Origin of the sequence: Paraflavitalea soli, assembly GCF_003555545.1 — a bacterium.
GTDB lineage: Bacteria > Bacteroidota > Bacteroidia > Chitinophagales > Chitinophagaceae > Paraflavitalea > Paraflavitalea soli.
Map to the genome: position 1 here is coordinate 2,393,565 of NZ_CP032157.1, position 26,277 is coordinate 2,419,841.

General features: G+C 46.4%; 15 protein-coding genes and 1 pseudogene. 1 reads left to right on the forward strand and 15 read right to left on the reverse strand.

Annotation, left to right across the window (positions count from 1 at the left end; all coding sequences use genetic code 11):
- Positions 1-61 precede the first annotated feature (61 nt).
- The 13 genes and pseudogenes from D3H65_RS08885 to fucP all read right to left on the reverse strand — a co-directional run bounded on the left by D3H65_RS08885 (position 62) and on the right by fucP (position 21,590).
- Positions 62-1,009, reverse strand: coding sequence for an alpha/beta hydrolase (locus D3H65_RS08885; protein ID WP_119049972.1), 948 nt, complete (start codon positions 1,007-1,009; stop codon positions 62-64).
- 9 nt (positions 1,010-1,018) lie between these two features.
- Positions 1,019-2,653, reverse strand: coding sequence for an alpha-L-fucosidase (locus D3H65_RS08890; protein ID WP_119049973.1), 1,635 nt, complete (start codon positions 2,651-2,653; stop codon positions 1,019-1,021).
- Positions 2,654-2,665: 12 nt separating this feature from the next.
- On the reverse strand, positions 2,666-4,543 hold the full coding sequence (locus D3H65_RS08895; protein ID WP_245999707.1) for a sialate O-acetylesterase: 1,878 nt from the start codon (positions 4,541-4,543) through the stop codon (positions 2,666-2,668).
- Positions 4,544-4,639: 96 nt separating this feature from the next.
- Complete coding sequence (locus D3H65_RS08900; RefSeq protein WP_211345653.1) at positions 4,640-6,862, reverse strand: glycoside hydrolase family 3 C-terminal domain-containing protein; 2,223 nt, start codon at positions 6,860-6,862, stop codon at positions 4,640-4,642.
- Positions 6,863-7,120: 258 nt separating this feature from the next.
- The gene (locus tag D3H65_RS08905; RefSeq protein ID WP_162915502.1) at positions 7,121-7,966 is read right to left on the reverse strand and encodes a hypothetical protein; all 846 of its coding nucleotides are present in this window, start codon (positions 7,964-7,966) and stop codon (positions 7,121-7,123) included.
- A gap of 55 nt (positions 7,967-8,021) precedes the next feature.
- Positions 8,022-9,614: a RagB/SusD family nutrient uptake outer membrane protein gene (locus tag D3H65_RS08910; RefSeq protein ID WP_119049975.1), complete on the reverse strand. Its 1,593-nt coding sequence runs from the start codon at positions 9,612-9,614 to the stop codon at positions 8,022-8,024.
- Between the two features lie 20 nt (positions 9,615-9,634).
- Positions 9,635-12,763, reverse strand: coding sequence for a SusC/RagA family TonB-linked outer membrane protein (locus D3H65_RS08915; protein WP_119049976.1), 3,129 nt, complete (start codon positions 12,761-12,763; stop codon positions 9,635-9,637).
- Between the two features lie 263 nt (positions 12,764-13,026).
- Positions 13,027-16,974, reverse strand: coding sequence for a hybrid sensor histidine kinase/response regulator transcription factor (locus tag D3H65_RS08920; protein WP_162915503.1), 3,948 nt, complete (start codon positions 16,972-16,974; stop codon positions 13,027-13,029).
- Between the two features lie 3 nt (positions 16,975-16,977).
- Positions 16,978-17,139, reverse strand: a pseudogene (locus tag D3H65_RS33535) (two-component regulator propeller domain-containing protein); the annotation flags it as partial.
- Between the two features lie 127 nt (positions 17,140-17,266).
- Positions 17,267-18,223, reverse strand: coding sequence for a zinc-binding alcohol dehydrogenase family protein (locus tag D3H65_RS08925; RefSeq protein ID WP_245999708.1), 957 nt, complete (start codon positions 18,221-18,223; stop codon positions 17,267-17,269).
- A gap of 88 nt (positions 18,224-18,311) precedes the next feature.
- Positions 18,312-19,958, reverse strand: coding sequence for an alpha-L-fucosidase (locus D3H65_RS08930; RefSeq protein WP_119049978.1), 1,647 nt, complete (start codon positions 19,956-19,958; stop codon positions 18,312-18,314).
- Positions 19,951-20,313 (reverse strand): L-rhamnose mutarotase, encoded by a 363-nt coding sequence (locus D3H65_RS08935; protein ID WP_119049979.1) that lies wholly within the window; start codon positions 20,311-20,313, stop codon positions 19,951-19,953. The genes D3H65_RS08930 and D3H65_RS08935 overlap by 8 nt, the downstream gene beginning before the upstream one ends.
- A 2-nt stretch (positions 20,314-20,315) precedes the next feature.
- Positions 20,316-21,590, reverse strand: coding sequence for an L-fucose:H+ symporter permease (gene fucP, locus D3H65_RS08940; RefSeq protein ID WP_119049980.1), 1,275 nt, complete (start codon positions 21,588-21,590; stop codon positions 20,316-20,318).
- 168 nt (positions 21,591-21,758) lie between these two features.
- Here fucP and D3H65_RS08945 point away from each other — a divergent pair, with 168 nt between their 5' ends.
- Positions 21,759-22,643 carry a helix-turn-helix domain-containing protein gene (locus D3H65_RS08945; protein ID WP_119049981.1) on the forward strand — a complete coding sequence of 295 codons (885 nt, stop codon included), beginning with the start codon at positions 21,759-21,761 and terminating at the stop codon, positions 22,641-22,643.
- A 44-nt stretch (positions 22,644-22,687) separates the two neighbouring features.
- On the opposite strand, the gene D3H65_RS08950 is transcribed toward D3H65_RS08945, so the two are convergent.
- Both D3H65_RS08950 and D3H65_RS08955 read right to left on the reverse strand, forming a co-directional pair.
- Positions 22,688-25,156 (reverse strand): glycoside hydrolase family 95 protein, encoded by a 2,469-nt coding sequence (locus D3H65_RS08950; RefSeq protein ID WP_119049982.1) that lies wholly within the window; start codon positions 25,154-25,156, stop codon positions 22,688-22,690.
- A gap of 43 nt (positions 25,157-25,199) precedes the next feature.
- On the reverse strand, positions 25,200-26,273 hold the full coding sequence (locus D3H65_RS08955) for an aldo/keto reductase (RefSeq protein ID WP_119049983.1): 1,074 nt from the start codon (positions 26,271-26,273) through the stop codon (positions 25,200-25,202).
- Between the last annotated feature and the right edge of the window lie 4 nt (positions 26,274-26,277).

The following is a 26,277-nucleotide window of genomic DNA, read 5'->3' on the forward strand; positions in this document are numbered from 1 at the left end:
CAACGAACTGACTTTCACTAAAAAACACGAACCAGGCTGCAGGCTGCCGGTATAAGGGCACTTATTTGAAAATATGCTGTGCAAAAAGATACAGGTTGTTGGCCCACTCGGTATCGTCATGCCCATTACCATCCACATGCCATACATGCGGCACCCCTTGTTCTTTGAGGTGTTGGTGCACACGCTGGCTCACACGGATCAGTCCATCTTTATTGCCACAGCCAAGCCACAGTACCTTGAGCTGATTCTTCGCCGCCGCCAGATCCGATAGCAGTCTGGTGTCAGAAAGCCCCCCGAATTCATGGGTATTCGGGGCCGAAGAAAATCCACCAACGTAAGCAAAAATACCAATGTGCGAAAGACCGATATTCAGAGATTGCCCACCGCCCATCGACAACCCGGCAAGTGCACGATGTTCACGGTCAGTGTAAACAGAATAGTGAGATTCGATATAAGGGATGATGTCGTTGAGCAGATCATTTTCGAAAAGCTGGCCATAACCTTTAAATCCGCCTTTTCGCTCCTCCTGTTCATCAGGTTTGGGATTCGACACCGTGATGTTTGTATTACAATTAGGAAAAACCATAATTACAGGTCCAATTTTACCATCGGCCAGCAGGTTGTCGATCACATGATCAGCACGGACCCAGTAAGGCCATTGACCAGCCCCCGAGTTAAGACCATGTAGTAAATAGATTACCGGGTACTTTCGATCGGGTGAATACCCGGGAGGCGTATAAACCAGCATCTCCCGGCGGGTAGAAACCGTTTTGGAATCATACTGAACAGTAGCTATTGTACCATGAGCAAAATTGTCACGCTTGTCCCTGAACCCGGCAGGTGGATTGTCAAAGGCAGGCTTATCATCGGGTCCCAGCTCAATGGGTCCCCCGAAGCCGTCCCGGCGCGCACTAGAGGTGTCGCCACGGGATACTGACGGTTTCTCCTGTGCATAACCCGAAAGAGCATCAGCAAAAAGCAACAACAATACTATTAATGCCTTATTCATAACATACTTTTATAGGTAAATTTTAAACACAATGGCCAGGTCATTCGGAACCAGTTTGGGATTTTGAATGGACAACGAATCTGCATCTTGTTTCCAGCTTATCTTTTCCTTATTGCCCAGCACTTCAATCCGCTTTACTATCCCATTGCCTTTGGTTTTACCCAACGCTTTCAGAACCACTTTTTCCTCCGGTGTACCCAATACAGTAGCATACAACACCTTTCCTTTCTGATTGTAGCGAATATCTTTTGCCGAAAATTTTATTTTTTCTTCGTTAAAACCAGGGCCATTTACCGGGTTAGCCGTTTCAGCAACCGGCCCTTCTCCATACGTTTTCCAGGGGCGGGTATCAAAAATACTCTCCTTGTTAATTTCCATCCAGCCGGCAATACCTTCAAGTATCGCCATTTCTTTTTCATCAATGGTGCCATCTCCACGGATAGGAATATTCAGCAGCAGATTACCATTTTTGCTGACAATATCAATCAACGTATGAATAACCGTCTTTGCTGATTTATAACCATTACGCTCATAGGTCGGTCGGCTATAATGCCAGTCACCGATACAGGTACAGGTTTGCCAGGCTTTGTCTTGCATTTTATCAGGAGCGCCTCTTTCCACATCCCACACCATGCACTTTTTTTGTTCTTCCGTAAGCACTTTTCCAAACAAAACAGCATTAAGTTGGCCGTTGTGCGTAGCCATATTGTGATTATAGTAGTGTGCAGCAATCTTCAACCCCGCATCACTTACAGGATAGAGGGGAAGCCCTGTATCATCGAAGTAAAGCAGGTCAGGATTGTATTGGTTGATCAGGTCAATGGTTCGGTTATAAAACTTTTCGCAATATTCCTGTGAGGGAATCGAAGCCCCGTTGTCCCAATTCCACTGGCTCCACAAGCTGGTGATATTTTCACTTCCTGCACTCAGGTTATGTTGCTGGGCATACAGCCCTTGCGGGTCAAGCCCTTCCCACCAGGTTCCCTTCCCATCCGCCTTGGTCAGTTTCCCATCGTAGGGAATGCCGGCAAAAGGACCTTTTTTATCCGAACGTTGGGCCGTTTCAAACCATGTCCATGCATGAGATCCATGCACACTTAATCCGAAGGGAAGTTTGTATTTTTTCGCTGCTTGTGCCCAACCTTTAATAATATCCTTCCTGGGACCCACCCGCAGCGTGTTCCATTCCTGGTACTTGCTGTTCCACAGATCGAGATTATCGTGGTGATTGGCCATCGCAAAGAAATATTGTGCCCCCGTACGTTTGTAAAGCGCTACCAGTTTCTCCGGGTCCCAATGCTCCGCTTTCCAATCATGGATCACTTCCTTAAACCCCGCTTTCGATGGATGCCCATAATGCTTCACATGCCATGTATACTGTTCACTGCCTTCATCGTACATGAACCGTCCATACCAGTCGCCTTGTTCCGGTTGACATTGCGGGCCCCAATGCGCCCATATGCCAAACTTCGCATTCCGGAACCATGCCGGAATGGTATATTGTTGAAGTGATTGCCAGGTAGGTTCAAACTTGCCTGGTGCAACCGCTTCATTGCCCGGCCTGATAGGTGATGGATAACTTTCCTGCGCCAGGAGCGATTGAACAAAAAGAATACCCGTGATCAGTGAAATAACATGCTTCATGTATCTATTTTTTTATGGCTGAGTAATGCCCTTCCATTCATCCGTTCTGAAAGGAATGGCAGGCAAATGCGCTGAATTAACCAGGTTACAGAGCGGATTGTCTGCCCAGGCATATCGCACAGCTTCAGGCTCAGAAACTTCATCAGCATAAACAATCACCTCACTTCCCTCAATGATGGCTTTAGCCCAATGAAATAACTTGTCTTTACCCGCAATGGCAAAACCCGTTACCTCTTTTCCGTCTTTTGTAGAAAGCCCTGTACCCGTATGCGTAAAATGGAGGCGGATGCGATTCCCTTCCTTCTGAAAACTTTTATACTGTGGGCCTGATGCCATAACCGGTTGTTTATACACCATTTCATTGGCAAGTAAGGCCAGCCGCCGGCCAACCTCCTGTTTATTTTTCGGATGAATATCATTCCCTTCACCAATATCTATGGTGCAGGCCATCCCCGTATTAGGCAGCGATAATGCCAGGGCTTGCGCTTCCCTCAATTCAGCCCAGTCACTTTCCGAAGGAAGTGGTTGCACTTTCCTGAAATTAGCCAGCTGTACATATAAGAACGGAAGACTACCTTGCCCCCAGCGTTGGCGCCAGTCTTTGATCAGCATCGGAAACAACGTTCTGTAATCGTAAGCTGCCTCGGCATTCGCTTCACCCTGGTACCAGAGAAACCCTTTAATGCCATAAGGAATAAGTGGGTTGATCATCCCATTGAAAAGCACAGTGGGGTAATACTGATAGTTGAGTATCTTGGGAAAAGCGGTTTCAAGGCCATTCTTATACAACCATTTCCCGGCTAAAGAAACGGTAGTAGCGCCATCCGTAATATAAATGTCTTCAGCCGGCGGATTCAAACCGCCACCGCCCCACAACATGGCCACCCGCACAGCAATGGTGTTCTCTCCACCCCGCACCAATCCTGCCGGAATAGTAAAAGCATGCGTGGGATTGGCATTCCAGACATTCTTACAAACCTCCTGTCCGTTGAAGTACAAGGAGTAATTCATCTCCGGATGACCCAGGTTCACCGTCAGGTCCTTTCCCGCAAAAGAGCCAGGCAAGGATATCTTTTTCCGTAACCAAACCATCCCTTCATAATTGCCAATACCAAAATCCTTGATCACATTGGGCATGGCAATGGCTGTCCAACCCTCATCATTATATTCCGGGGCAGGAATTATTTGATCCGTATTGTTTTGTGGATGATAAATAATATCCCACGTGCGTATCCAGTTCAAACTATCAGCGATAAGATCTTCAGGGTCCAACCTGAGCGTATCATTACTGAGCGTGCGTGCCCTGCTAATGGGTGAGGTTAACAGCATGTCGCGGCTCGTCCACGCTTCCACCGGCGTTCCGCCCCAGGTGCTTTGAATGATGCCTAACGGAACATGCTGATCACCGTGTATTTTACGCGCAAAATAATAAGCAACTGCCGAGAAGTTTTTCACGTTTGAGGTATCACAAACTTTCCATTGACCGCCCCGGATGTCCGACCGTGGCTTTAATTGCTTGTCTTGTTCAACAACCAAAAAACGTATGGCAGGGGACCCGGCATTGTCAATTTCTTTGCGTGCATCCTGCGACTGCTGTACCTGCCATTCCATATTCGATTGGCCCGACGCCACCCACACATCTCCAATAAGTACTCCCTTTAACTCTATTCCGGTATTTCGTGTTCCGGATTCAGCTATTTTGAGCGTATAAGGCCCGCCGGCTGTAAATGTAGGAAACCGGAGCATCCATTTCCCGTCTTTACCTGCTTGGGCAGTTGCCCGTACTGTTCCCAATACTACTGTTACAAGCGTTCCCGGCCTTGCTTCTCCCCAAACCGGGATCGGCTGCCCTCTTTGCAAGACCATATTGTCGCCAAATACTTTTGGCAAACTTATTTGCGCATAACAGCGGGAACTCAACAAAAACAGGGTTGCTATAAAAAACGGTATATTGATTGTTTTCTTCGTATTCATCTGATGATAATCTTACTTAACTGAAATCTTCACTTGCTGAAAAATACTACGGGATGAATTACCTAACTGCAGGATGTATTCACCGGCCTCTGTGTTCCAGGCCTTTTTTGATTCGTCATAAAATGCCAGATCGGCCACTTTCACCTGCACCTCAACAGTCTTTGTTTCACCCGGTTTCAGAAATACTTTTTCAAAAGCTTTCAATTCTTTTTCAGGTCGCATCACCGAACAAACCGGATCACTTACATATAGTTGCACCACTTCAGCTCCGTATACCTTGCCAGTGTTTTTAATGGTAAATCTGGCATGAATGATTTCATTTTTCCCATACCCCGGCTTATCCGTTGAAAAATGGCTGATGGAAAAATCAGTATAGGAAAGCCCGTAACCAAAAGGGAACTGCGGTTGAATTTTCTTCGTATCGAACCAGCGATAACCTACCAGGATATCTTCTTCATAATTCACCTGGAGATTCCTGCCGGGATAGTTGCCCAGCGCGTGTGCAGGAGATTGCGTCAGGGATACCGGCAGCGTAAACGGAAGTTTGCCCGAAGGATTTACCTGGCCAATCAACAGATCAGCTACTGCATTTCCTGCTTCCATACCCCCAAACCAGGCCCATAAGATAGCTGGCACCCGGTACACTATACCAGACAGCTTTACTGGCGACCCCGCAATAATGACTACTACCGTGTTGGGATTGGCCTTAGCCACTTCCTGGATCAATACCTCCTGTCCGTAAGGTAGATCCATGTTTTCTTTGTCAGAAGATTCCGTGTCGAAGTCATGGTTTAATCCGCCAAAAATGATCGCAACATCCGATTCCCTGGCAATTGCCACTGCTTCCTCAATGAGTTTCCAGTCTACCTTGTCAGTACCAGATTGGCCGGTACTATTACCTTCCGCAAAGGTGGACTGCTTTTCATACCCCTGGGCATAATTGATCTTCACCCGGGCTCCCAGCTTTTGCTGCAGGGCCCGCAGGGGTGTTATTTCATATAAAGCCTTTATTTCCGAACTGAGCCCACCGCTGCAATGTTTACGCGTGGCATTATCACCAATGATGGCTATTGATCTTATTTTATCGATATGCAATGGCAGCAGGTTTCCCTTGTTTTGCAATAGCACCGCAGCCTCGGCCGCCGCATGGTAGGCTGCCTGCTGGTGTTCGGGCGTATTCATCTCTCCTCTTGATCGTTTTTCTTCATTGAACATCTTTGTACTAAACATTACCCGCAATACATTTCCCACTTTTTCATCCACCACCGATACGGGTACTTTTCCTTCTTCCACCGCCTTGATCAACGGATCTGCAAAGTACCATTCATGGTAATCTTTTTTGTCCGTACCCATTTCCAGGTCGAGACCGGTTAAAGCAGCTTTTACGGTTGAATGTGCAGCCGACCAATCGGTCATTAAGACCCCTTTAAAATTGAACTCTTTCCGAAGCAACTGCCGGTTGAGGTAATCATTTTCCGAACACCACTCCCCCCTAAACCGGTTGTAGGCAGCCATTACCGTATAAGCACCCCCTTCCATTACCGAAGCCTTAAATGCCGGCAAATAAATTTCTCGTAATGCCCTTTCGCTCATGGTCACGTCAATAGAGTCACGGTGTGCTTCCTGGTTGTTGGCCAGCCAGTGTTTTACGCTGGCTGCCACGTCTTTGGATTGCAACGCTTTGATGTAAGCAACAGCCATCTTTGAAACCAGTAAAGGATCTTCACTCATGTATTCAAAGTTTCTGCCGCAAAGCGGAGTACGGATAATATTGATGCCTGGTCCCAGCAAAATATCCTTTTTCCTGAAACGGGCTTCTTCTCCCAACACCAATCCCTGCTTATAGGCCAACGTAGGATTCCAGGTAGCAGCCAGCGCTGTTCCCGGAGGAAAACACGTCGCAGAATCATTTGTCCAGCCTGCATAAGCCCAATCATGCCGGTTGATCTCTGCCCGTACCCCATGTGGACCATCACTCAATGCCCACTCAGGAATGCCGAGTCTTTTTATAGCCGCTACATAAAACTTGGAATTACCATGCAGCAGGCTGGCCTTTTCCTGCAAGGTCATTTGACTGATCAGATGGTGGATCTTTTGTTCCGTAACCCTATTTACTGTTGAAGCCGTTTGCTGCGCACAGATGTTAAACACCATCAACAATAAAGCTACCGGAAGCAATAAAATAGTCAACAGGGAAGATCGTAGGAAAGCAGACTGCAACAGTGGTGATTTCATATAACAATGCAATAATTTATTGAATTCCGTAAAAGTAGTACGGTACAGTCTGCAACAGGGGACTAGAATGTTTCACAGTACGGCATCAAATGTTACAAAGGATCAACTTTCGTCATTCAGACAGCACCGGCACAAATAGCAAACCATACAGCCTAAAAAGATAGGAAGGAGTGGAAACTCCTTCCGGATTGCTAAAATTGCTATGCGAAATAAAAACTGCTAACTGCGTGTAACCAAAAACTACTTCGTTTTAATGGATCATTGAGCGATATAATTATAAATTCCAGCATCAGCTGATCCAGGCGTTTTAAAAGCTATCTGCAGCGAATTTTCCGTTAAAGAAATCAGCGTTCCTTTGCCGTAAGCCTGGTCCTTCCCGAGATTCAGAGGAAGCACACCGGAAAAGCTCAATGTTTTTGCATCTTTGTCCAGGTAATACGTGCCCGAAAAAGCCCCACTGGCACTTATCATTTTCTGATCTACTTTTACAAAAGGCCCTCCTTTAAGGCTAAAGGTCATAGTGCCATAATCCCCTTTGGCACATATCCACGTATTGTCAGCCCATTTGGGATTCCAGGTCCAGCAATTACCAGTCGGACTGGAACATTGGTTGCCCCAGATGAGATCACCTCCGCCAAAATACAGCGGACTGTCAAATACTTTGGAAACGCCATTGGCATCAAGATCGAGTTGCCAGGTTTTTTCATTGCCCACTCCCCCGCTTAAAAGGATCCATAATGGATCATTCACATAATTAAGGTTGTCTTTTGTAACATGGATGGTAATCGTATCCAAATACACGATTCCGCCACCGGTAACGGCAGAACGGGCAACCTTATAATCACCTTTAAAAGCATAATGCACGGTATCCACACGGCGCATTGATTTTCCGGTACCATAGTCCCAAACCGGTTCCACCTTATCAGTGTGATTGATAAGGTAAATGGTATTGCCACCTGCATCAACCGTAAGGTCTTGTTTCACTTCCATATTGATGGCCGACTTATCAGGCAATCCAGGCAGGCTATAATCTTTCTTTTTGCAGGAAAGCACCATTACTGCAGCTATAAAAGCCAACGGTATTATTAGTTTAACGAGTTTCATTGTATATTCATTTAAATATTATTATTAATATCTTTAAGACCGCAAATAACCTCCGTTACCATCCTGCATTTTGTTTCAACACTTGATTTGATAAAGTGATTTGTGAATAAGGTATTTGCGCCAGCCCTTTTGTTTCAGTAACTTTTGCTGCTGAAATTGTTTTTAGTGTATTCACACCACCGTTTTGAAGCGTCACTGATTCAGCAATGGCGGAAGAAGCCACAGGTAAACCCTGGCGAAGCAGGTCCCAGTAGCGAAGCCCTTCTCCTGCAAATTCTAATCTCCTTTCATTCATAATGTTTTGACCGCTTACAGGGATCTGAACAAAACTGCCCCCCAACGCTCGCTGCCGTACCGCATCAAAATAGGACTGCGCATTGGGCGACCCCAGTTCAGCAGCCATTAACAACACATCGGCATAGCGGATAGAAACATAATCCTGGTACTGGCTGATCTGGAAGCTGACCCCACCCATTTTTTCGGCCAGACTTTTACCCGCAGCATCGGCCATCGGAGTGTATTTCTTCATATAATACCCCGTGTATTCCCGCTGGTCTTTTAAGTTCTTGAAGTCAAGGTTTTCATCGCTAATGGAAATAATGGTAGCAACCCGGCGGCTGTCGTTCGCTCCATAAGCATTCCAAAGTTTGGGATTCACCGTTCCGCCTCCCCATCCCAGGCCATAAGGATAAATATTCTGAACCCGGATGCCAAACATCACCAGCCAGTTATTGCCATCCACATTGCCATTCCAGTCGCTCGTATACGTGTATTTGATAGCAAAAACAGTTTCCTTATTATCTTCTCCTACATAATTATTCAGCGAAGCTGCAGGCCAGAGATTGGCAAAATTGTCTACCAAACCAAATCCCCCATTCGCAATTACATCTTCCACGTAAGCCAGTGCCTGCGGTTTGGAAACGACACCTGCCAGATCCGGTTTATTGTAATAACCGGTATAGTAAAGAAATACACGGCCGAGTAAGGACGCAGCAGCCCATTTCGTCACCCTTCCATAAGTAGCAGGCGCCTGGGCGGTATATTTTACTGCCGGAATATTCGCCACAGCAAATTTCAGGTCATCAGCAATAAGCCGGTAAACACTATCAGGTTCCGCCTGCGCAACATTTTCAGTGGAAGGCTTGGTAAGCAGCGGAACATGTCCCCACAACCTTACCATATCAAAATAACAGTTGGCGCGAATGAACCTGGCTTCAGCCTCATAGATATTGCGCAAAGCCCCCTGCCCTTTCCATTCCACCTGGTCAAGATGCGTTAACAACATATTGGCGCGGTAGATAGCCTTATAATAATCTTTCCAGTCTCCCTCAAACATATTTTGATCACTGGGCGAACGTTGTTTATCAAACTCGTCCACCATTTGAATGCCATAACCGTCTGCATTACCGGCGCCGCCAAATGCATTGTCCGACATGATTTCTGCCGCCAGTGGCACCGCCATGCCGCCCGCCCATACTCGTTGCATTCCATCATATACCCCCACCAGCGCCTTATAGGCATCGTTGGGAGTTTTATAAAAATTCTGATCCGAAATACTTGTTACATCTTCCGTGTCCAGAAAGCTTTTATTACAGGCAGCCAGCGACAACAAAGTAATGACCGCGATATATAGATTTATTTTTTTCATGATGCTCAATTTCAATTTGATTAAAAACGGATGTTTGCACCAACCATGATCGTTCTTGGTCTGGGATAATAACCCACATCTACCCCCGAAGAAAACCCTTCATTGTGACCAACTTCAGGATCCATTCCATTGTATTTGGTGAACGTAAAGGCATTTAATACAGAGGCATACAATCTTACTTTGTTCAGGTAACTTTTTTTCGCAAGCCTGGCAAAATCATAACCCAGTGTAATGGTGCTGATCCGCAGATAGCTGCCATCATATACATACAGGTCGGAGAATTGAGCCCAGTTAGTACCTTCTTCCGTTACCCTGGGAATTCTATTCGATGACCCGGGCCCTGTCCAGCGCTCCAGTATCTCAGCAGAATAATTACCACGGCCCCCCGGACCTCTCCATGATTGCACCAATTGGTTGCCGGCTACTCCCGATGCCTGCACCAGGAAATCAAATCCTTTATAATCAAGCGATACATTAAATCCGAAAATAAAATCAGGATTGGGATCCCCGATCTTGGTTCTGTCTTCATTATCGATCACGCCATCTCCATTCAGATCAACATAGCGAAGATCACCAGGTTTGGCGCCAGGCTGAACGGGATTACCTGACTTACCTCTGTAAGCATTTACTTCTTCTTCCGTTTGGAACACGCCGGCCGTTTTTAAACCCCAGAAATAGCCAACAGGCAAGCCGTTTTGTGCCCTATAGAATTCCAGCGCATTAGCAAACAAAACATTGGTATTGCCATGAATGATATGATCCTGGGTAGGAATATTGCCAATGGTATTCTTATTATACGAACCGTTGGCGCCAATGGAATAATTAAAATTTTTGCCAATGCTGTTTCGATAATTCAGCGCCAGCTCAACCCCGGTATTCTTTACATCACCACCATTGATCGTTACAGTTTCAACGCCGGAAGTAGCAAGAACAGGTACACTGATCAACCAGTCCCTGGTTTTCTTAATGTAATAATCAAAAGTAACGTTCAGGTTTTTCATCAGGGTGGCATCAAAACCAATATTCAATTGCTCAGATGTCTCCCATTTTATACCGGGATTGCCAAGACTGCTTGGCCACGCGCCCTGCACATTGATACCTTCTACAGGACCAAAACTATAACCAGCCTGGTTAAAGCTGATCAGCGACAAATATTGATACCCCGGTATACTTTGATTACCTACCTGTCCCCAGGTGGCCCGGAGTTTCAGGAAATCAAGGCCGTTGATTGTTTGCATAAAAGATTCCCTGGATGCAATCCAGCCTGCCGACACCGAAGGGAAGTAACCCCAGCGATGGCCTGGCGCAAAATTGGACGATGCATCAGCGCGGAACGACGCACCGAACAGGTATTTTTCCTGGAAATTGTATTGAAGCCTGCCAAAGTACGACATCAATGCCGACTCAAAAGGAGCACCACTTGCCGATAGGTGATTGGATTGCGCAGACCGGTCCTGCGCAACGTCCAGGTAAGCATGCTGCAAATCGAGCACACGCAGGTCCCAGTTATTACCAGACAGACCGGATCCCTTGGTTTTCAAGGCCGAACTGCCGGCCATCACACTGAAACTATGGTCACTCGCTATCTTAAAATCATAGGTCAATGTATTATCAAATTGAAGCGTTTGACCAGTACCCATTGACTGATACACCGTGGAGGTATCAACCCGTGAAAAAACAGAAAGATGGTAAGGAGGCGTAAATCCACGACTCTGGTTACTCCAGTAATTCAAACCCAGGCTTGTGCGGAACCGTAAACCCTTAATGGGTTCCACCTGCAAATAAGCATCACCAAACAATCCTTGGTTTTTGTTCCTGCCATTAGAACCATAATACATGGCAGCATACGGATTGGAGGTACCATTGTCCCACTGCGGATCACCTACCTTTCCAGGATTCCAGGGCAAACTGTCTGATCGGAAGAAATCACCTGAAGCATCGTACATGGGCAGGAATGGGGAGGTAGAAAAAGCAGCCCGCAAAGTATTATTGTACTGCCCCCCCGTTTGAATACCGTGATTATTTACATTGTTGAAGGTAAGATGCTCACCCAGCTTGATGATGTTCTGGTATAAATTATGCTCAGAGTTAATTTTGAAAGTATAGCGTTCATAAAACGACATATTTTTACCGCCAACAATACCGCCTTGGCTGGTATAACCCAGCGAGGTCGAATACGTAGATCCGCCATTTCCGCCCGTGGCGCCCAACACATAATTTTGTGTGGGAACATCCTTTACAAACATTTGATCCATCCAGTTCGTATTCACCGGCAGCTTATCAATCTCTTCATTCGTGAAATAAGGAATCTTACCCGAATTAACAGCCTGCTCATTCATAATGGTCGCATACCCTTTTGCATCCAATAACTGGGCTTTCCTGGCCACATTCTGAACACCATAGTAAGCATCCAGCGTGATCTGCGCTTTCTGATTTTGTTTTCCAGATCTTGTTGTAACGAGGATCACACCATTGGCAGCCTGCGAACCGTAGATAGCCGCTGAAGCGGCATCCTTTAAAACATCAATAGATTCAATGTCCGCAGGATTGATGGAATTCAGGTTCACCCCCTGAACACCATCCACCACTACCAGCGGTCCAAAATTGCCGATGGTGCCTTTACCCCTGATGATCACGTTGAAACCATCGCCTGGTTGACCGGAAGAGGAAGTGACCTGTACCCCTGAAGCCTGACCCTGTAAGGCCTGGAAGGCGTTGGTGGTATTTTGCTTTTGAATGTCCTCCCCTTTTACCTGCAGGTTGGCGCCGGTCACTAATTTTTTCTTTTGAATACCGTAGCCGATCACCAATACACCTTCCAATTGATTTTCAGCTTCCTGCAACTGAATGTTCAGGTCACCGGTTCCAACAGTTACTTCCCGGGTAGTAAAACCTATAGAGCTGATCAACAGCACCTCACCGGCCGATGCTTTGATCGTAAACTTTCCATCCTGGTCCGTCATAGTAGTTCGATCGGTATTTTTTACAGTAACGGTGGCCGCCGACACCGGCGCTGCCGTACGTTGACTGGTCACCCTGCCCGCCAGCTTATCGGTTTGGGCAAAAGCAGTCAGGTTTGCCAGGAATAGGAATACAGAAAAAATGCATAGCAGCAGGGTTCGCAAGCGAACCGTTTTGATTGATTTCATATGTAAATGTTTATCGGGAATGATAGTTAAGCGCACAGGAGTTCCGCAAACAGGAGAGGTTGCCAATATGACATTATAGTGGGGAGACTTCAGAAAAACCAATAGTAGCAGTGGTAGTTTCATATAGCAGCCTTCAATCGTTAAATGAATGCTGTAAAACTATTACTGTACTGTTTGAAACAAGGGGGTTAAATGTTGCAGTTTAGGGATCAGATTGTTGCAAAGGACTGATTTTCAAAACATTTTCGGGCATTCAAAAACACTTAAGCACCCTGATCATTTTTATTCGCGGCATATTGAGAGGGGGTAATTTTAAATTCCTCTTTAAAAGATTTAGTAAAGACCTTGGGGTTATTGAACCCTACCTCGTAGGCTATTTCGGCAACTGACAGGCCGCTTTTATCCAATAACCGGGCAGCCCTTTTCAAACGGATGGAACGGATAAACTCCAGGGGCGACTTACCGGTAAGCGAATGGATCTTTCTATACAGGGTAACACGGTTCATAAACATATCCCGGCTAAATTCTTCTACAGAAAAGGCAGGGTTATCCATGTGTTTTTCAACAAGCTCCAGCGCCTGTTGCAGGAATTTTTCGTCGACAGAAGTTACCGTTATTTCCGATGGATTGACGTCAATTTGCGTCCGGAACCTTTTCTGCAAAATCATTTGCTGCGTCAACAGGTTCCTGATCCGGGAAGCCAGTATTTCAAAAGTAAAAGGTTTGGTGATATAATCATTCACTCCCACTTTCAAACCCTCCAGTTGTTTTTCCTCACTTCCCATAGCTGTAAGCAGGATGACCGGGATATGGGCAGTAAGGGTTTCGGTTTTAATTTTCCTCGCCAGGTCAACTCCATCCATTAAAGGCATCATAATATCGCTCACGACCAGGTCCGGATTCAGCAGTTTTACCTTTTCCCAACCTTCTTTTCCATTCACGGCTTCTTCAACATGGTATTGCGCTTTCAGGTTATCTTTTAAATAAAACCGTAGGTCTTCATTATCTTCTACTAATAAGATCGTTTTTCTCTTCCCGCTCTTTTGGCTTTCTTCCAATAGCAGTTCCTCGGTCTCTCCGGCCGGTATGGGTTGGGTGGTGCTGCGGGTTAAAGATTCCCCTATTTTTTTGGCAGGCAGCAAAACCGTGAAACAAGTACCTTTCTCCGGCTCACTTTTTACCGTTATGATCCCGCTGTGTAACTTCACAAATTCCTTTGTAATGGCCAGGCCAATACCCGTTCCCTGGTTCACCATATCGGCCGGTACGTCGGTTTGGAAAAACCTTTCGAATATTTTATCGTGCTGATCTGCTGGAATTCCAATGCCTGTATCTTTTACTTCTATAGCCAGGGAACCATCACCTTCTTCGTTTACAGGTAGGTTATACAAAAGATGTACACTCACCATACCGTTATCCGCTGTATATTTAAACGCATTGGAAAGCAGGTTGAATAAGATCTTCTCCATTTTATCCTTGTCGAAGTAGATTTCCAGCTTGTCAATATTAGCGGAGAACGAGAACTGAATGCCCTTTTTTTCTGCAATATCGCTGAATGAATGACTGATATCCTTGCTGAAACCGATGATATCGCCTATGGCAGGATGTAATTTAATTTCCTGCACCTCCATCTTCCTGAAATCGAGCAATTGGTTCACCAGGTTCAACAAGCGTTTTGCATTCCTTTGCACCAGGTTCAACTGTTTTTTCTGATCTTCATCGGTAGCCTGCTTAATGATCTTGTCTAGTGGAGCAATGATGAGGCTCAACGGTGTACGGAACTCATGGCTTACATTAGTAAAGAATTTCGTCTTTAACTGCTCCAGTGCATTAGCCCTTTCTGCTTCCCTGCGCTGCTGTCGCATTTCATAGCGCATATGTATCCTGTCTAATGTAATGCGTCGGGCAAGCAAGAACAACCCTGCGCCGATCAATACATAAATAATATAGGCAACGGGCGTTCGCCAGAATGGGGGCTCAATATTTATCTGCAAGGCCTTTACGTCACTCCATAAACCATCCCCACTCAAAACTTTTACTTTAAGTACGTAATGGCCAGGATTGAGATTCGTATAAGTCACTCTTCGCTGGGTGCCATCCACATACAACCAGTCAGAATTAAACCTTTCCAGCATGTACGCATACTTATTGCGGGCACTGTGCCCAAAATCCAACGAGGCAAACTCAACCGAGAAAACATTTTCCTTGTACTTCAGATCAATACTTTCAAGTCGCGACAAAGATTGCTGCAACAATACACGGTTATTGATCAATTCTCCCGGCTCAATGGTATTATTTAATATTTGCAAACCGGTTAAAATGATTGTAGGCCGGTAAAATGCTTGCTTAATGGTAGAAGGGTTAATAATATTAAACCCGGAAGGTCCTCCAAAGATCAGTTCGCCTGCGCTTGTTCTGAGTGCTGCATTGTCATTGAATTCACGGTTCTGCAGGTTGTTCGTTTCATCATAACTAATGGCAGAAAAAACAAGACCCGCTTTGTCTTGTTTGGGAATGATATTACATAACCCATTGGGAGTGGAGATCCAAAGCGTCTGATGGCTGTCTTCCAGAATGTTCAATATCATATTATCGGGAAGCCCATCCGCTGTTGTAAATGACTGAAACCGTTTTGTTTGCTCATTGTACAAATTCAAACCCTCCCGCGTTCCTGCCCAAATCCGCCCCTTGCTGTCTTCCATAAAACAGATAACACTCTTATTACTTAAACCGTTCCTGATGACCGCATCCTGATTTATTGCCTGGTTACTTTTATCTTTTTCAAAAACGACGATCCCCCCGGAAGAGCCCACCCATAAATTACCTTTTTTATCCTGCAGAATAGCGGAAACATAGTCAAAAGGAAAAGCGTTCTGCACACCTCCTTTGTAGGGCTTATGTATAAACCGGTTGGTGGTCCGGTCAAAAATATCTAAACCGCTACCCAATGTGCCTATCCACAAATGTTGCTCCCGGTCCTCAAATATTTCCCACACATTATCATTTGCCAAACTGAAAGAATCATTATCACTATGCCTGTAGTGTGTGAACTGCTTACCGTCGAAGCTGTTGAGGCCGCCAAAGTAGGTCCCGATCCATAGAATATTCTCGTGATCGATGCACAAGCTTACAATTACGTTACTACTCAGGCTGTTTTTATTATGCGGATCATGCAGGTACTGTTTAAAAGTTTTTAACTTCCTGTCAAAATAGATCAATCCCCCGCCATTGGTTCCAATCCATATATTACCGGATTTATCTTCGGCAAACCGGTTAACATCATCATATGGAAGGCTTTTTACATTCGATTCCTGGTGACGATAAAGCGGGAACATTACAATATTACTATTTGAATAGCTAACTCCCTGTTTATAGGTTCCCAGCCAGATAATGCCATTGCCGTCATTATACATGGAGGTTATACTGTTTTGACCAAGGCTACGCGGGTCTTTAGGATCATTGACAAGATAACTGGTGTTGAAATTGCCTTTTTTATCGATCAGCGTTACACCGCCATGGTCTGTTGCCACCCAGATCAAACCCTTGTTATCCTGAACGACCTGACTCACCAGGTTTGCGTTCAGTTTAGATGGAAAAGTATTTTCATTAAACTGTCTGATAGAATTCCCGGGTGGTTGAAAAAGAAAGACCCCATTATTAAGGCCCCATAGCCAGATATCGCCATCATTATCTATAATAAGGTTATAAGGTCCGTTTCCTTTGTTCAGGTTTTGAAACGCGGTACTGGAAAAAATGACCTTGTTTGATTTGATATCATACTCCTGCAAAAAACCTTGCTCATACACCAGCCATATCTTCCCATCTTTTGTTTCTTTTAGAGAAGTAATTTTCCCCGGATCGTTAAAGTCCTGTTTTTTCCTGAAAGGCCTTATTTTTTCGGCCCCACCCTCATACAGGTACAAGTCAAGATTATCATAAAGGAACCAATACCGTCCATTGTACCCTTTTACAATACTGGTTATTGTACCGGAGGGCAAACCAAGCGATTGTAAATAGCCGTTATAGTCAACATCAAATTTTTCGGTAGACGAATTATAAATACACGCTCCTCCCATTGTCAAAAGCCATAACTTTCTGTTGGGAAGTTCATAGATCGAAAAGATATTGTTATCCAACAACGAAGTGCTGTCATTATAATCTTTACGGAATACCCGGCAGGAATACCCATCATAGCGGTTGAGGCCTGACATAGTCCCAAACCATAAAAAGCCATCCTGGTCTTTTAATATAGTATTTACCTGATTATGTGAAAGACCAGTATAGGTGTCGAGTTTATAAAAATTATAGTGTTCACTCTGAGCAAAAACAGCGAACGATGATAACAAGATAGCAACCGAAATAAGAAAACGTATCATAACAGGTTTGGCTTAGAAAAATTTCGTCCCCGATCAAATCAACAAGTAAACCCGCCCCGGTATTCACGAAATCGGAAGTAAGCTAGAAAAAAATATTGACATTAAACAATTCTTATATATCCCCTGTTTAATGATCAATACTGACCATGGCTTTGATCACCTGTGTTTCCGGCTGTAACCAGCTTTCAAAATCCCGTATTACATGGTCGAATGGCGTTCGGTGTGTAATATAGGCTGTAGGATCTACCCATCCTTTTTTCATCGCAGCTACCACATGCTCAAAATCCTGCCTTGTCGCATTGCGGCTGCTCATTAGAGTAGATTCACGCTTGTGAAATTCAGGATGACTGAAACTGAAAGCTTCTTTTTGCAACCCTATCAGCACGTAGCGACCGCCATGGGCCAGGTAGTTGATACCAGCATTAATGGCCTTCAGGTTGCCGGTAGCATCAATCACTACAGAGGCCATATCGCCATTAGTATAAGTGCTTAACCACTCCATAGCATCACCGTGCAGTGGGTTGATGACATGCTCAATACCTACCCGGCGACTGCAAAAGGCCAGCCGGTCGTCGCTTACATCCATCGCTATTACTTTCCCACCGGCAATACGGGCAAACTCCATGGCGCCAATGCCAATAGGGCCTGCCCCTATGACCAGTACAAAATCATCTTTTTCCACGCCAGCCCTTCGGATACCATGTGCCCCGATAGCCAGCGGTTCTACCAATGCCAGTTCATCGTATGTAAGACTTTCTCCATGTACAAGCGCATAAGAAGGCACCTGTACATACTCACACATGCCTCCGTCGATATGCACACCAAAGACCTGTATGCTCACACAGCAGTTGGGTTTACCCGAACGACAGGCAATACAATGTCCGCAATTAAAGTAAGGGATAAATGTTACAGCTTCTCCCACATTAAATCCGGGCGCATTGTCAAATTCGATCAGCGTTCCCGACAGTTCGTGCCCCAGTATACGGGGATAGGTAAAATAAGGTTGTGTTCCCTGGTAAGCATGAAGGTCAGTACCACATATCCCTATGCGCTTTATCGCAATAATGGCATGGTCCTTTTTCATGACCGGGCGCATACTCGTTCCCCAATTAAAGTGGCCGGGGGAAGTACATATCAATGTTTGCATAGCTTGCATCTTCCAATATCTTTCTTTAGGTTATTTTTAATACCACTGCATAGCTTAGATCCGGCTTGTCTTCAGGCAGGACGATCTCCAGCCCCTCGCTGTTCCTTTGGAAACGCAACGCTCCACCACCCGCCATTTCTACTTTATTGATAGCAGTTGGCCTCAAAGCATTGCCTTCAGAAAGGCTTTTGATCCTGACCTGCCTGTTTTCCGGCCAACCATACAATATAGCATACAAGACATCCCCCTTGGCAGTAAAACGAAGGTCTGCCGCTGTAAACGGTTTACCTTTGCCTTCATTGAATCCCTGCGCAGAAAGCGAGGCTGCTCCTTCCATAGCCGGCCCTTCACCAAATACTTTCCAGGGCCTGGTATCGAATATGCATTCCGCGTTTACTTTCATCCATGAGGCAATCTCTTCCAGAATTGCTGTTTCCTGGTCATCAATAGTACCATTACCTCTTACAGGAATATTGAGCAGCAGGTTGCCGTTCTTGCTTACGATATCTACCAGTGTTTGTACCACTGTTTTGGCAGACTTGTACTGCTTGTTGTCATATACCCTCATGTCGTAATGCCAGCCACCGATGCAGGTATCTGTTTGCCAGGCAAAAGGTTCTATGCTATTGCTTTGCCCTCTTTCAATATCCCACACCATGCATTTACGCTGCACTTCATCAAGTATTTTACCGTTCAGTACTGCATGCAGTTTTCCTTTGTTGCGTTTGATACTGCGGTTGTAGTGGTGTGCCGCTATCTGAAGCCCCACATCATTCAGGGAGTGGAAGGGTAGCACAGTATCATCAAAGTAAAGGAGTTCAGGCTCGTATTTATCGATCAGTTCCAGTGTTCTTTTCAGGAACAGGTCACAATATGCTTTGGTGGGTACAGCTACCCCGTTGCCCCAATTCCATTGGCGATGGATCGCGCCATTGTTTTGGGCGTTCTCACTAAGCGGGTGGTTCTGTGCATATAAGCCTTGTGGGTCCAGGCCTTCCCACCAGGTACCTTTACCGTCGGCTTTGGTCAGTTTTCCATCATAAGGAATGCCGGCCATGGGGCCTTTTTTATCAGCCCGTTGGGCCACTTCATACCAGGTCCAGGCATGCGAGGCATGCACACTTACGCCAAAAGGAAGGCCCTGTTTTTTAGCAGCCTTTGCCCATCCTGCTATGAGGTCTTTTTTTGGACCTACCCTCACAGAGTTCCATGCCTGGTATTTGGAATCCCAAAGATCCAGGTTGTCGTGATGGTTGGCCAGCGCAAAGAAATACTTCGCCCCTACCCGCTTGTACAAGGCCACCAGCTGTTCCGGATCCCATTGATCTGCTTTCCATTGATGAATGACATCCTTAAAACCAAATTTCGAAGGATGTCCGTATTTCTTCACGTGATAATTGTATTGAGCGCTTCCTTCTTCATACATACCCCGTGCATACCAATCGCCATATTCTGCCTCACACTGAGGCCCCCAGTGGGCCCAGATACCAAACTTCGCATTGCGGTACCATTCCGGCACCTGATACCCCTGCAAAGAATCCCAGGTAGCTTTAAATGGTCCTTTCGCATATTGCTCACCCAGTCCTTCGAAGAAAGAAGCGCCGGCCTGTTTAGACAATAGATAGGCGGGCAGCGATAATCCCAATTGTTTAACAAGCGTTCTTCTATTCATGATGATGATTTATGGTTGTGTTCAACTCGAATATCTTGTCCATAATGATCCATTTTTCACCTTCCCTCGCCCAGGGAAGTGGCTGCTGGAATTTCCACATCAACCGCTCCCATTCCTGCACTTTGGGATTGGCCGCATCCATGTCCGATTTCTTTTCAAAAGAAAAATGCGCTGTCGTTTCCATGATCATGAAGAGCCTGTTGCCTGTACGGTATATTTCCATATTGGCAATTCCAGCATCTTCAATGCTCTGTTTGATCTCAGGCCATCCATTTTCCGCCCGGTGCCAATGTTCGTATTCATCAATCAGCGCGGGATCATCCTTGAGATCAAGCGCCAGGGTATATCTTTTCATAGTTAAATGACAGGTACTGCCTTTGTTTGAAGAGCTGTTGTTTGTATGCGATGCCCTTTGTAACCAAACAGGGCGATTACTGCAAAGCAAATAAAAGGGACGATATAGCCATGCTGAATATTACCGGTAACATCACTGATGTAACCAAAAAAGCGCGGTAAAATAGCACCGCCCACAATGGACATAATGATAAGACTGCTCCCATATTCCGTATCCGCTCCCAGGTTCTTGATACCCAATGCAAAAATGGTGGGAAACATAACCGACATAAAGAAGCAGATGCCAATAACAGCATATATCGTTATCATACCCGTACCCAGGATGGCAACGGTGCACAACATCAGGTTGATAACGGCATACCAGGCCAATAATACCGGTGGTGCTATTTTTTGCATCAGCGCGGTACCTGCAAAGCGGCCAACCAGGAAAGCAATCCCACAGGCCCCGAGGTAATCTGCCGCTTTTACTTCTGAAATACCCGCAGACTTCGTGGCATACAGGATAAAAAGACTGAATACCGACACCTGCGCCCCCACATAAAAAAACTGGGCAACCACGCCCCAGGCAAGATGCCTGTGCCGGAAAGTATGGAACACACTTTTGCTTGCCGGCCCGGCACCTTTATGAGCGCTAATAGCCGGCAATTTGATCACCGCAAAAATGAGGGCAATGACGATCAATACAATACCCAGCACGATATAAGGCATCTTCACCGTTGCTGCTTCAGCGGCCAGCGCTGTTTTTCTGACCGTCTCAGACATGGCATTCAACTCCTCCTTCGTGTACCCTTTTGTAAGAATGATCCTTGCACCGATCACCGGCGCCAATGCGGCAGCCAGTCCATTGAATGATTGGGCAAAGTTGAGGCGTTGGGTGCCTGTTTCCGGGTTCCCCAATACGGTGGCATAAGGATTGGCCGCTGTCTCCAGGATCGTAAGCCCGCAGGCAATGACAAACAACGCCACCAGGAAAAAATCGTAGGACTGCATGTCCGCTGCAGGTACAAAAAGGAAACAGCCGATGGCAAACAAGAAAAGCCCGGCAATGATGCCTGCTTTGTACCCTGCTTTCTTCATCAGCAATCCTGCCGGGAGGGCCATGACAAAATAGGCGGCAAAAACCGCTGAATCAACCAGGGTTGCCTGTGTAGTAGTGAGGGTAAAAGATTTTTTAAGATGCGGAATAAGTATGGGATCGAGGTTATGGGCAAAACCCCATAGGAAAAACAAGGAAGTGATAAGACAAAACGCCAATAAGGTACTTTGTTTGTTATTCATACAGCAATTTTATGGACCATAGCACAAATTCAAACCCTCATCAGACGCCTGAATAGCACTATGCAAACAAAGTTAACCGTGTCCGTACTTTTCCCATGCAACGAATAAGACTTTGTTTTATACAAATCCGACTATTTCTTTGTATTTTGAGGCCAGCTTGCGGGATGTATGAGCAGAAGATTATTAAAACACTCGTTTTCTTTATTGCATATAGACCATGTGTATCTCAACCATACATGGAACTACAAACATGTGATCAGCCCGTACTACCGGTTGTATTATATCGATGCGGGAGAGGGCTGTATTTCCAATGCACAGGAGAAGATAATCTTAGAACCTGGCTTCATTTATATGATCCCGAGTTTTACCATCTGTAACTTAAAGTGCCCTGCTTTTTTAAGCCAGTATTTTATCCAGTTTTTTGAAGAATCCCCCGACGGCATTTCTTTGTTCCAGAACAACAGGACATTGATGAAATTGCCTGCTTCAGACATTGATATCGGCAACTTCAAACGAATACTGGATATTAATCCGGGAAGGGGCATCAATCGTTCCGACAACCCCAAAGTATACGAGAAGAATGTTTATTACCGGGAATACCAGGAGTTGAATAACCGGCAAAACGATGGTGTTTATATGGAAACCCTGGGCATCTTGTTGCAATTATTGTCGCGCTTCTTAGGTAGCCGGAACTCTTCGCTGAGCAGCCCACACAATATTCCTTCCAAGGTATTGGATACCATGAGCTATATCCAACTTCAACTGAAGGAGCCGTTAACCATCGCACACCTTGCCCAAAGGGTAAACCAGCACCCCGATTATTTCTCCCGGCAGTTCCTGCAATTTACCGGCGAACGACCGCTTCTTTATATTCATGAAAAACGGATCGAACGGGCGCAATACCTGATCACCACTACCAGCATGCCTTATATTGACATTGCCGCTGAAACAGGCTTTGACAGCCTGCCCCACTTCTCCAGGACATTTAAAAAAGTAACAGGTACTACACCCCATAGTTATCGCAAACAACACCAATCGGTGAATATCGTCTGAACCGATCACCCGGCCTGCCTCATGGAAAAAGGAAGGTCTTGATCTTAATCTGTGTCCTTCATCTTCATGGTATATACTTTCCCTTTCTGCGTAGCAATATCGTAGAGCCAGCTTTTTTTCAGTTCCGGCAGAGTAATGCTTGCTTCCTTCGCGATCACCGGCGCCGGCGTGGTTTCCGTTTGGTAAAATGGATTGGGGTTATTCCCCGTGGCTGTTTTTAGCACCTTTCCATCTCCTGCGGTCAATACATTCGGAACCCGTAACCGCAGATTACCGCCCAGGGTAGACCTGATGACCAGCTTTACCAGTTTTGCAGCTTTCCATTCCATACTTACCACTTCAAAGCCCCCGTTGGCCAGCAGGCCGCTCACGTTCCCATGGGGCCAAACATCTGGCAGCGCAGGCAGCAGTGATACAGCCCCATCAGCACTTTGCAGCAACATTTCCGTGATACCCGATGTACAACCGAAATTGCCATCGATCTGGAAAGGCGGATGCGCATCAAAGAGATTGTTATAAGTGCCCCCGCCGCCTGCAACTGTACCTACGGGCGTAAGCTGGTTTTGTATAAGTTTGTATGCATGGTTACCATCGAGCATCCGCGCCCACCAGTTCACCTTCCATCCCATGCTCCAGCCGGTAGATACATCTCCGCGCTGCAGGAGAGTGTTCCGGGCCGCACTGTACAATTCCGGCGTCCGGTAAGGAGACACCTGGTTCGAAGGGAAAAGTCCGTACAGATGTGAAATATGCCGGTGATTATCCTTCGGATCATCGATATCGTCCAGCCATTCCTGCAACTGGCCATGCTTTCCGATATGCATCGGCGCCAGCCGGCTGCGCAATTGTTTCAGCGTATCTGCAAAAGCAGCGTCCTGCTGCAGGATGGCCGCGGCCCTGATGGTAGAGCTGAAAATATCGAATACGATCTGGTTGCTCATCGTAGTGCCCGCATCCAGCGATGAACCCTGGTGTGCTGCGGGAGCATTTTCCGGCGACATATCCGGACAAAGCACCAGCCAGTGATACTTCGGATGCTCTACCAGGTAATCGATATAAAAAGTAGCAGCCCCTTTCATCGCAGGGTATATAGAAGCCAGGTAAGCTTTATCGCCCGTGTACAGGTAATGCTCCCATGCCTGCTGGCTCATCCATCCACCTCCATTGTTCCAGGCGCCCCAGAAGGCGCCGTCCACCGCGCCGGTGGCCCGCCAGATATCTGTATTGTGGTGCGCCATCCAGCCACGGGCGCCATACATATCCCTGGCCGTTTGCTGCCCGGTCACCGATAGCTCTTTTACCATCTGCGCAAAAGGTTCAAATAACTCAGCGAGGTTGGTTTTCTCCGCCGGCCAATAATTCATTTCCGCATTTATATTGATCGTGTATTTGCTGTCCCAGGGTGGATAAAGCCGGTTATTCCAAATACCCTGCAGATTCGCCGGCTGGCCACCCGGCTGCGAAGACGAGATCAGCAAATAACGGCCATACTGAAAATAAAGCGTTACCAGGTGTGGGTCATTCACCGTATTGAAATTTTTCAACCGTTCGTCCGTTGGCAGCGCAGCTGCTTCCGTTTGCCCGATATCCAGTTTTACCCGGTTAAAATACCGTTGATAGGCCGCTACATGAGCTTGTAAAATTACAGCGAATGGCCTTGCCGCTGCTTTATCCATAAATGCCTGCGCCCTTTCATTTTCATTGCCGCCAAGATCTTTGTAACTGTTGAAATTGGTGGCCACGGAAATATAGATAGTCACCGCATCCGCCGCTTTTACCATCAGCGAAGTATCGCCGGCTGCCAGCGTCCCCCCTTCCGGTTGTATACGCACAATACCTTTGTATTTTACACGGCCCGGCACCTTTTCATGATCGATGGTGGTCCCTGCGATGACCAACTCTTTGGCCGCTGTGGTGTGCACCGACGCCTTGGGTTGAGGAGTAGAAAAGGCTGCATGGAAACTGATACTGCCAGGTTTACTCGCCGTTAAGCGAATGACGATCACCCGGTCCGCCAGGGATGCCAATACCTGCCGCTTGTAAGTAATGCCGCCCACCGCATAAGAAGTGGTGGCAACAGCCCGCTCAAGATCCAGCTCCCGGTAATAATGATCATATTGGCTGTGCCCGTCAAAGGAAAGTTGCAGGTTGCCAAGCGGTTCAAACATTTGCCCCTGCGATGTTTTGGATATGATCGTTTTGCCGGCCAGTTTCTCAGCCTCTTTTTGCTTGCCCTCAAACAGGAGCCTTCTTATTTCCGGCAGGGAAGCCAATGCCTCCGGGTTATCATTACGATTCGGTCCGCCGCTCCACAAAGTATGTTCATTCAATTGTATCGTTTCAGTATCTACATTTCCATATACCATGGCTCCCAGCCTTCCGTTGCCAACCGGCAAGGTGTTTTCCCATGTCTTGCCCGATGGTTGTTTATACCACAGCTTTAGACCTGGTTGCTGTTGTGAATAACCGGCCACTACCGGCAATAGGCATAAGATCAATAAAACCTGTTTCATATGGTGCATTGTGTTTATCGTCAAAAATAAGTGATCAGCTACGCTAATCCCGGACTATTGAAGCGTCCTGTTCAAAAAAGTTCACCTGCATCAATCCTTTTGCTTGCAGCATTCGCCATACCGGCGCAGCGATCTCGGTAGTAGCATACTGCATATTTTCTTCGATCCGTTTTACATCCATCGTATTGAGGGCAATGCTTGTCACACCGGGTGCATGCAAGCCAAACTGGATGCAGGCTGCAGCAGGTGTAATGCCAAAGCTGCTGCAAACAGCCTGAAAGTCTGTACGCCAACTGTACAAAGCATCATGCTCCGCTGTACCCGGTATTACCGGTTTATAATCATAATGATCACCACCCAGCAGGAAGCCGGAATGGAACAAGGCCGCATTGATGATCTTCACCCCTTTCCCGCTAAGTTGTACCATAAGATCGAGCAGGGCCTGCGGATGCTGCCGGATCGTCATACTGTTGGCGATCATTACCCAATCAAGCGGCACATCAGCGGCAATACGCCGGATCGTCTTCCAGTCCTTGGCGCCTACACCGATCGCTTGTACTTTCCCCCGTTGTTTCAGATCATGCAGGGCTTTATAAGCGCCCAGCACATCCTCATACAATTGCTGTTCATGCAGTTTGCTTTTGGCAGTAGCCAGGTATTCATCCGGATCGTGCACGGAAACCATTTGTGGAATGTATCCGCCCAGCAATTCATTGCCCTGCTCAAAACATTCCAGTATACCTTTATAGCTGATCTTCTGTACCGCGTCATATTCAAGTCCCTTCCACACGCCAGGTTCAAAGGTCGGCGCCGTTGTTTTCAATGGCGTACGATACCAGCCCAGTTTATTGCTGATAACCACCTGCTCTGGCGGCACCTGCAATTGCCGCAGGCATTTACCGAGCACTTCCAGCGCAAGACCGGCGCCATATTTTCCCGCCGAATCAAAAAAGGTCCTGCCATTGCTTACACGCAAACATTCGCGGACTACCGCATACTTTAGTTCATCGCCATAAGCTTCAAACAAATTTCCCAGGCCGCTCGTACCAAAGATTACGGGCGGCAATACACCTGCCGCATCATTTTCTGGCAAAACCTTTTCTGCTCTTACTATCATAGCC

What these genes read in the sequence shown, in the direction of transcription:
- D3H65_RS08920 (WP_162915503.1), bottom strand. Translation starts at nt 16,974, where the DNA reads ATGTCAGGCCTCAACCGCTATGATGGGTATTCCTGCCGGGTATTCCGT.
- D3H65_RS08950 (WP_119049982.1), bottom strand. Translation starts at nt 25,156, where the DNA reads ATGAAACAGGTTTTATTGATCTTATGCCTATTGCCGGTAGTGGCCGGT.
- D3H65_RS08955 (WP_119049983.1), bottom strand. Translation starts at nt 26,273, where the DNA reads ATGATAGTAAGAGCAGAAAAGGTTTTGCCAGAAAATGATGCGGCAGGT.
- D3H65_RS08930 (WP_119049978.1), bottom strand. Translation starts at nt 19,958, where the DNA reads ATGAATAGAAGAACGCTTGTTAAACAATTGGGATTATCGCTGCCCGCC.
- D3H65_RS08935 (WP_119049979.1), bottom strand. Translation starts at nt 20,313, where the DNA reads ATGAAAAGATATACCCTGGCGCTTGATCTCAAGGATGATCCCGCGCTG.
- D3H65_RS08890 (WP_119049973.1), bottom strand. Translation starts at nt 2,653, where the DNA reads ATGAAGCATGTTATTTCACTGATCACGGGTATTCTTTTTGTTCAATCG.
- D3H65_RS08900 (WP_211345653.1), bottom strand. Translation starts at nt 6,862, where the DNA reads ATGAAATCACCACTGTTGCAGTCTGCTTTCCTACGATCTTCCCTGTTG.
- D3H65_RS08915 (WP_119049976.1), bottom strand. Translation starts at nt 12,763, where the DNA reads ATGAAATCAATCAAAACGGTTCGCTTGCGAACCCTGCTGCTATGCATT.
- D3H65_RS08905 (WP_162915502.1), bottom strand. Translation starts at nt 7,966, where the DNA reads ATGAAACTCGTTAAACTAATAATACCGTTGGCTTTTATAGCTGCAGTA.
- D3H65_RS08910 (WP_119049975.1), bottom strand. Translation starts at nt 9,614, where the DNA reads ATGAAAAAAATAAATCTATATATCGCGGTCATTACTTTGTTGTCGCTG.
- D3H65_RS08885 (WP_119049972.1), bottom strand. Translation starts at nt 1,009, where the DNA reads ATGAATAAGGCATTAATAGTATTGTTGTTGCTTTTTGCTGATGCTCTT.
- D3H65_RS08945 (WP_119049981.1), top strand. Translation starts at nt 21,759, where the DNA reads ATGAGCAGAAGATTATTAAAACACTCGTTTTCTTTATTGCATATAGAC.
- D3H65_RS08925 (WP_245999708.1), bottom strand. Translation starts at nt 18,223, where the DNA reads ATGAAAAAGGACCATGCCATTATTGCGATAAAGCGCATAGGGATATGT.
- fucP (WP_119049980.1), bottom strand. Translation starts at nt 21,590, where the DNA reads ATGAATAACAAACAAAGTACCTTATTGGCGTTTTGTCTTATCACTTCC.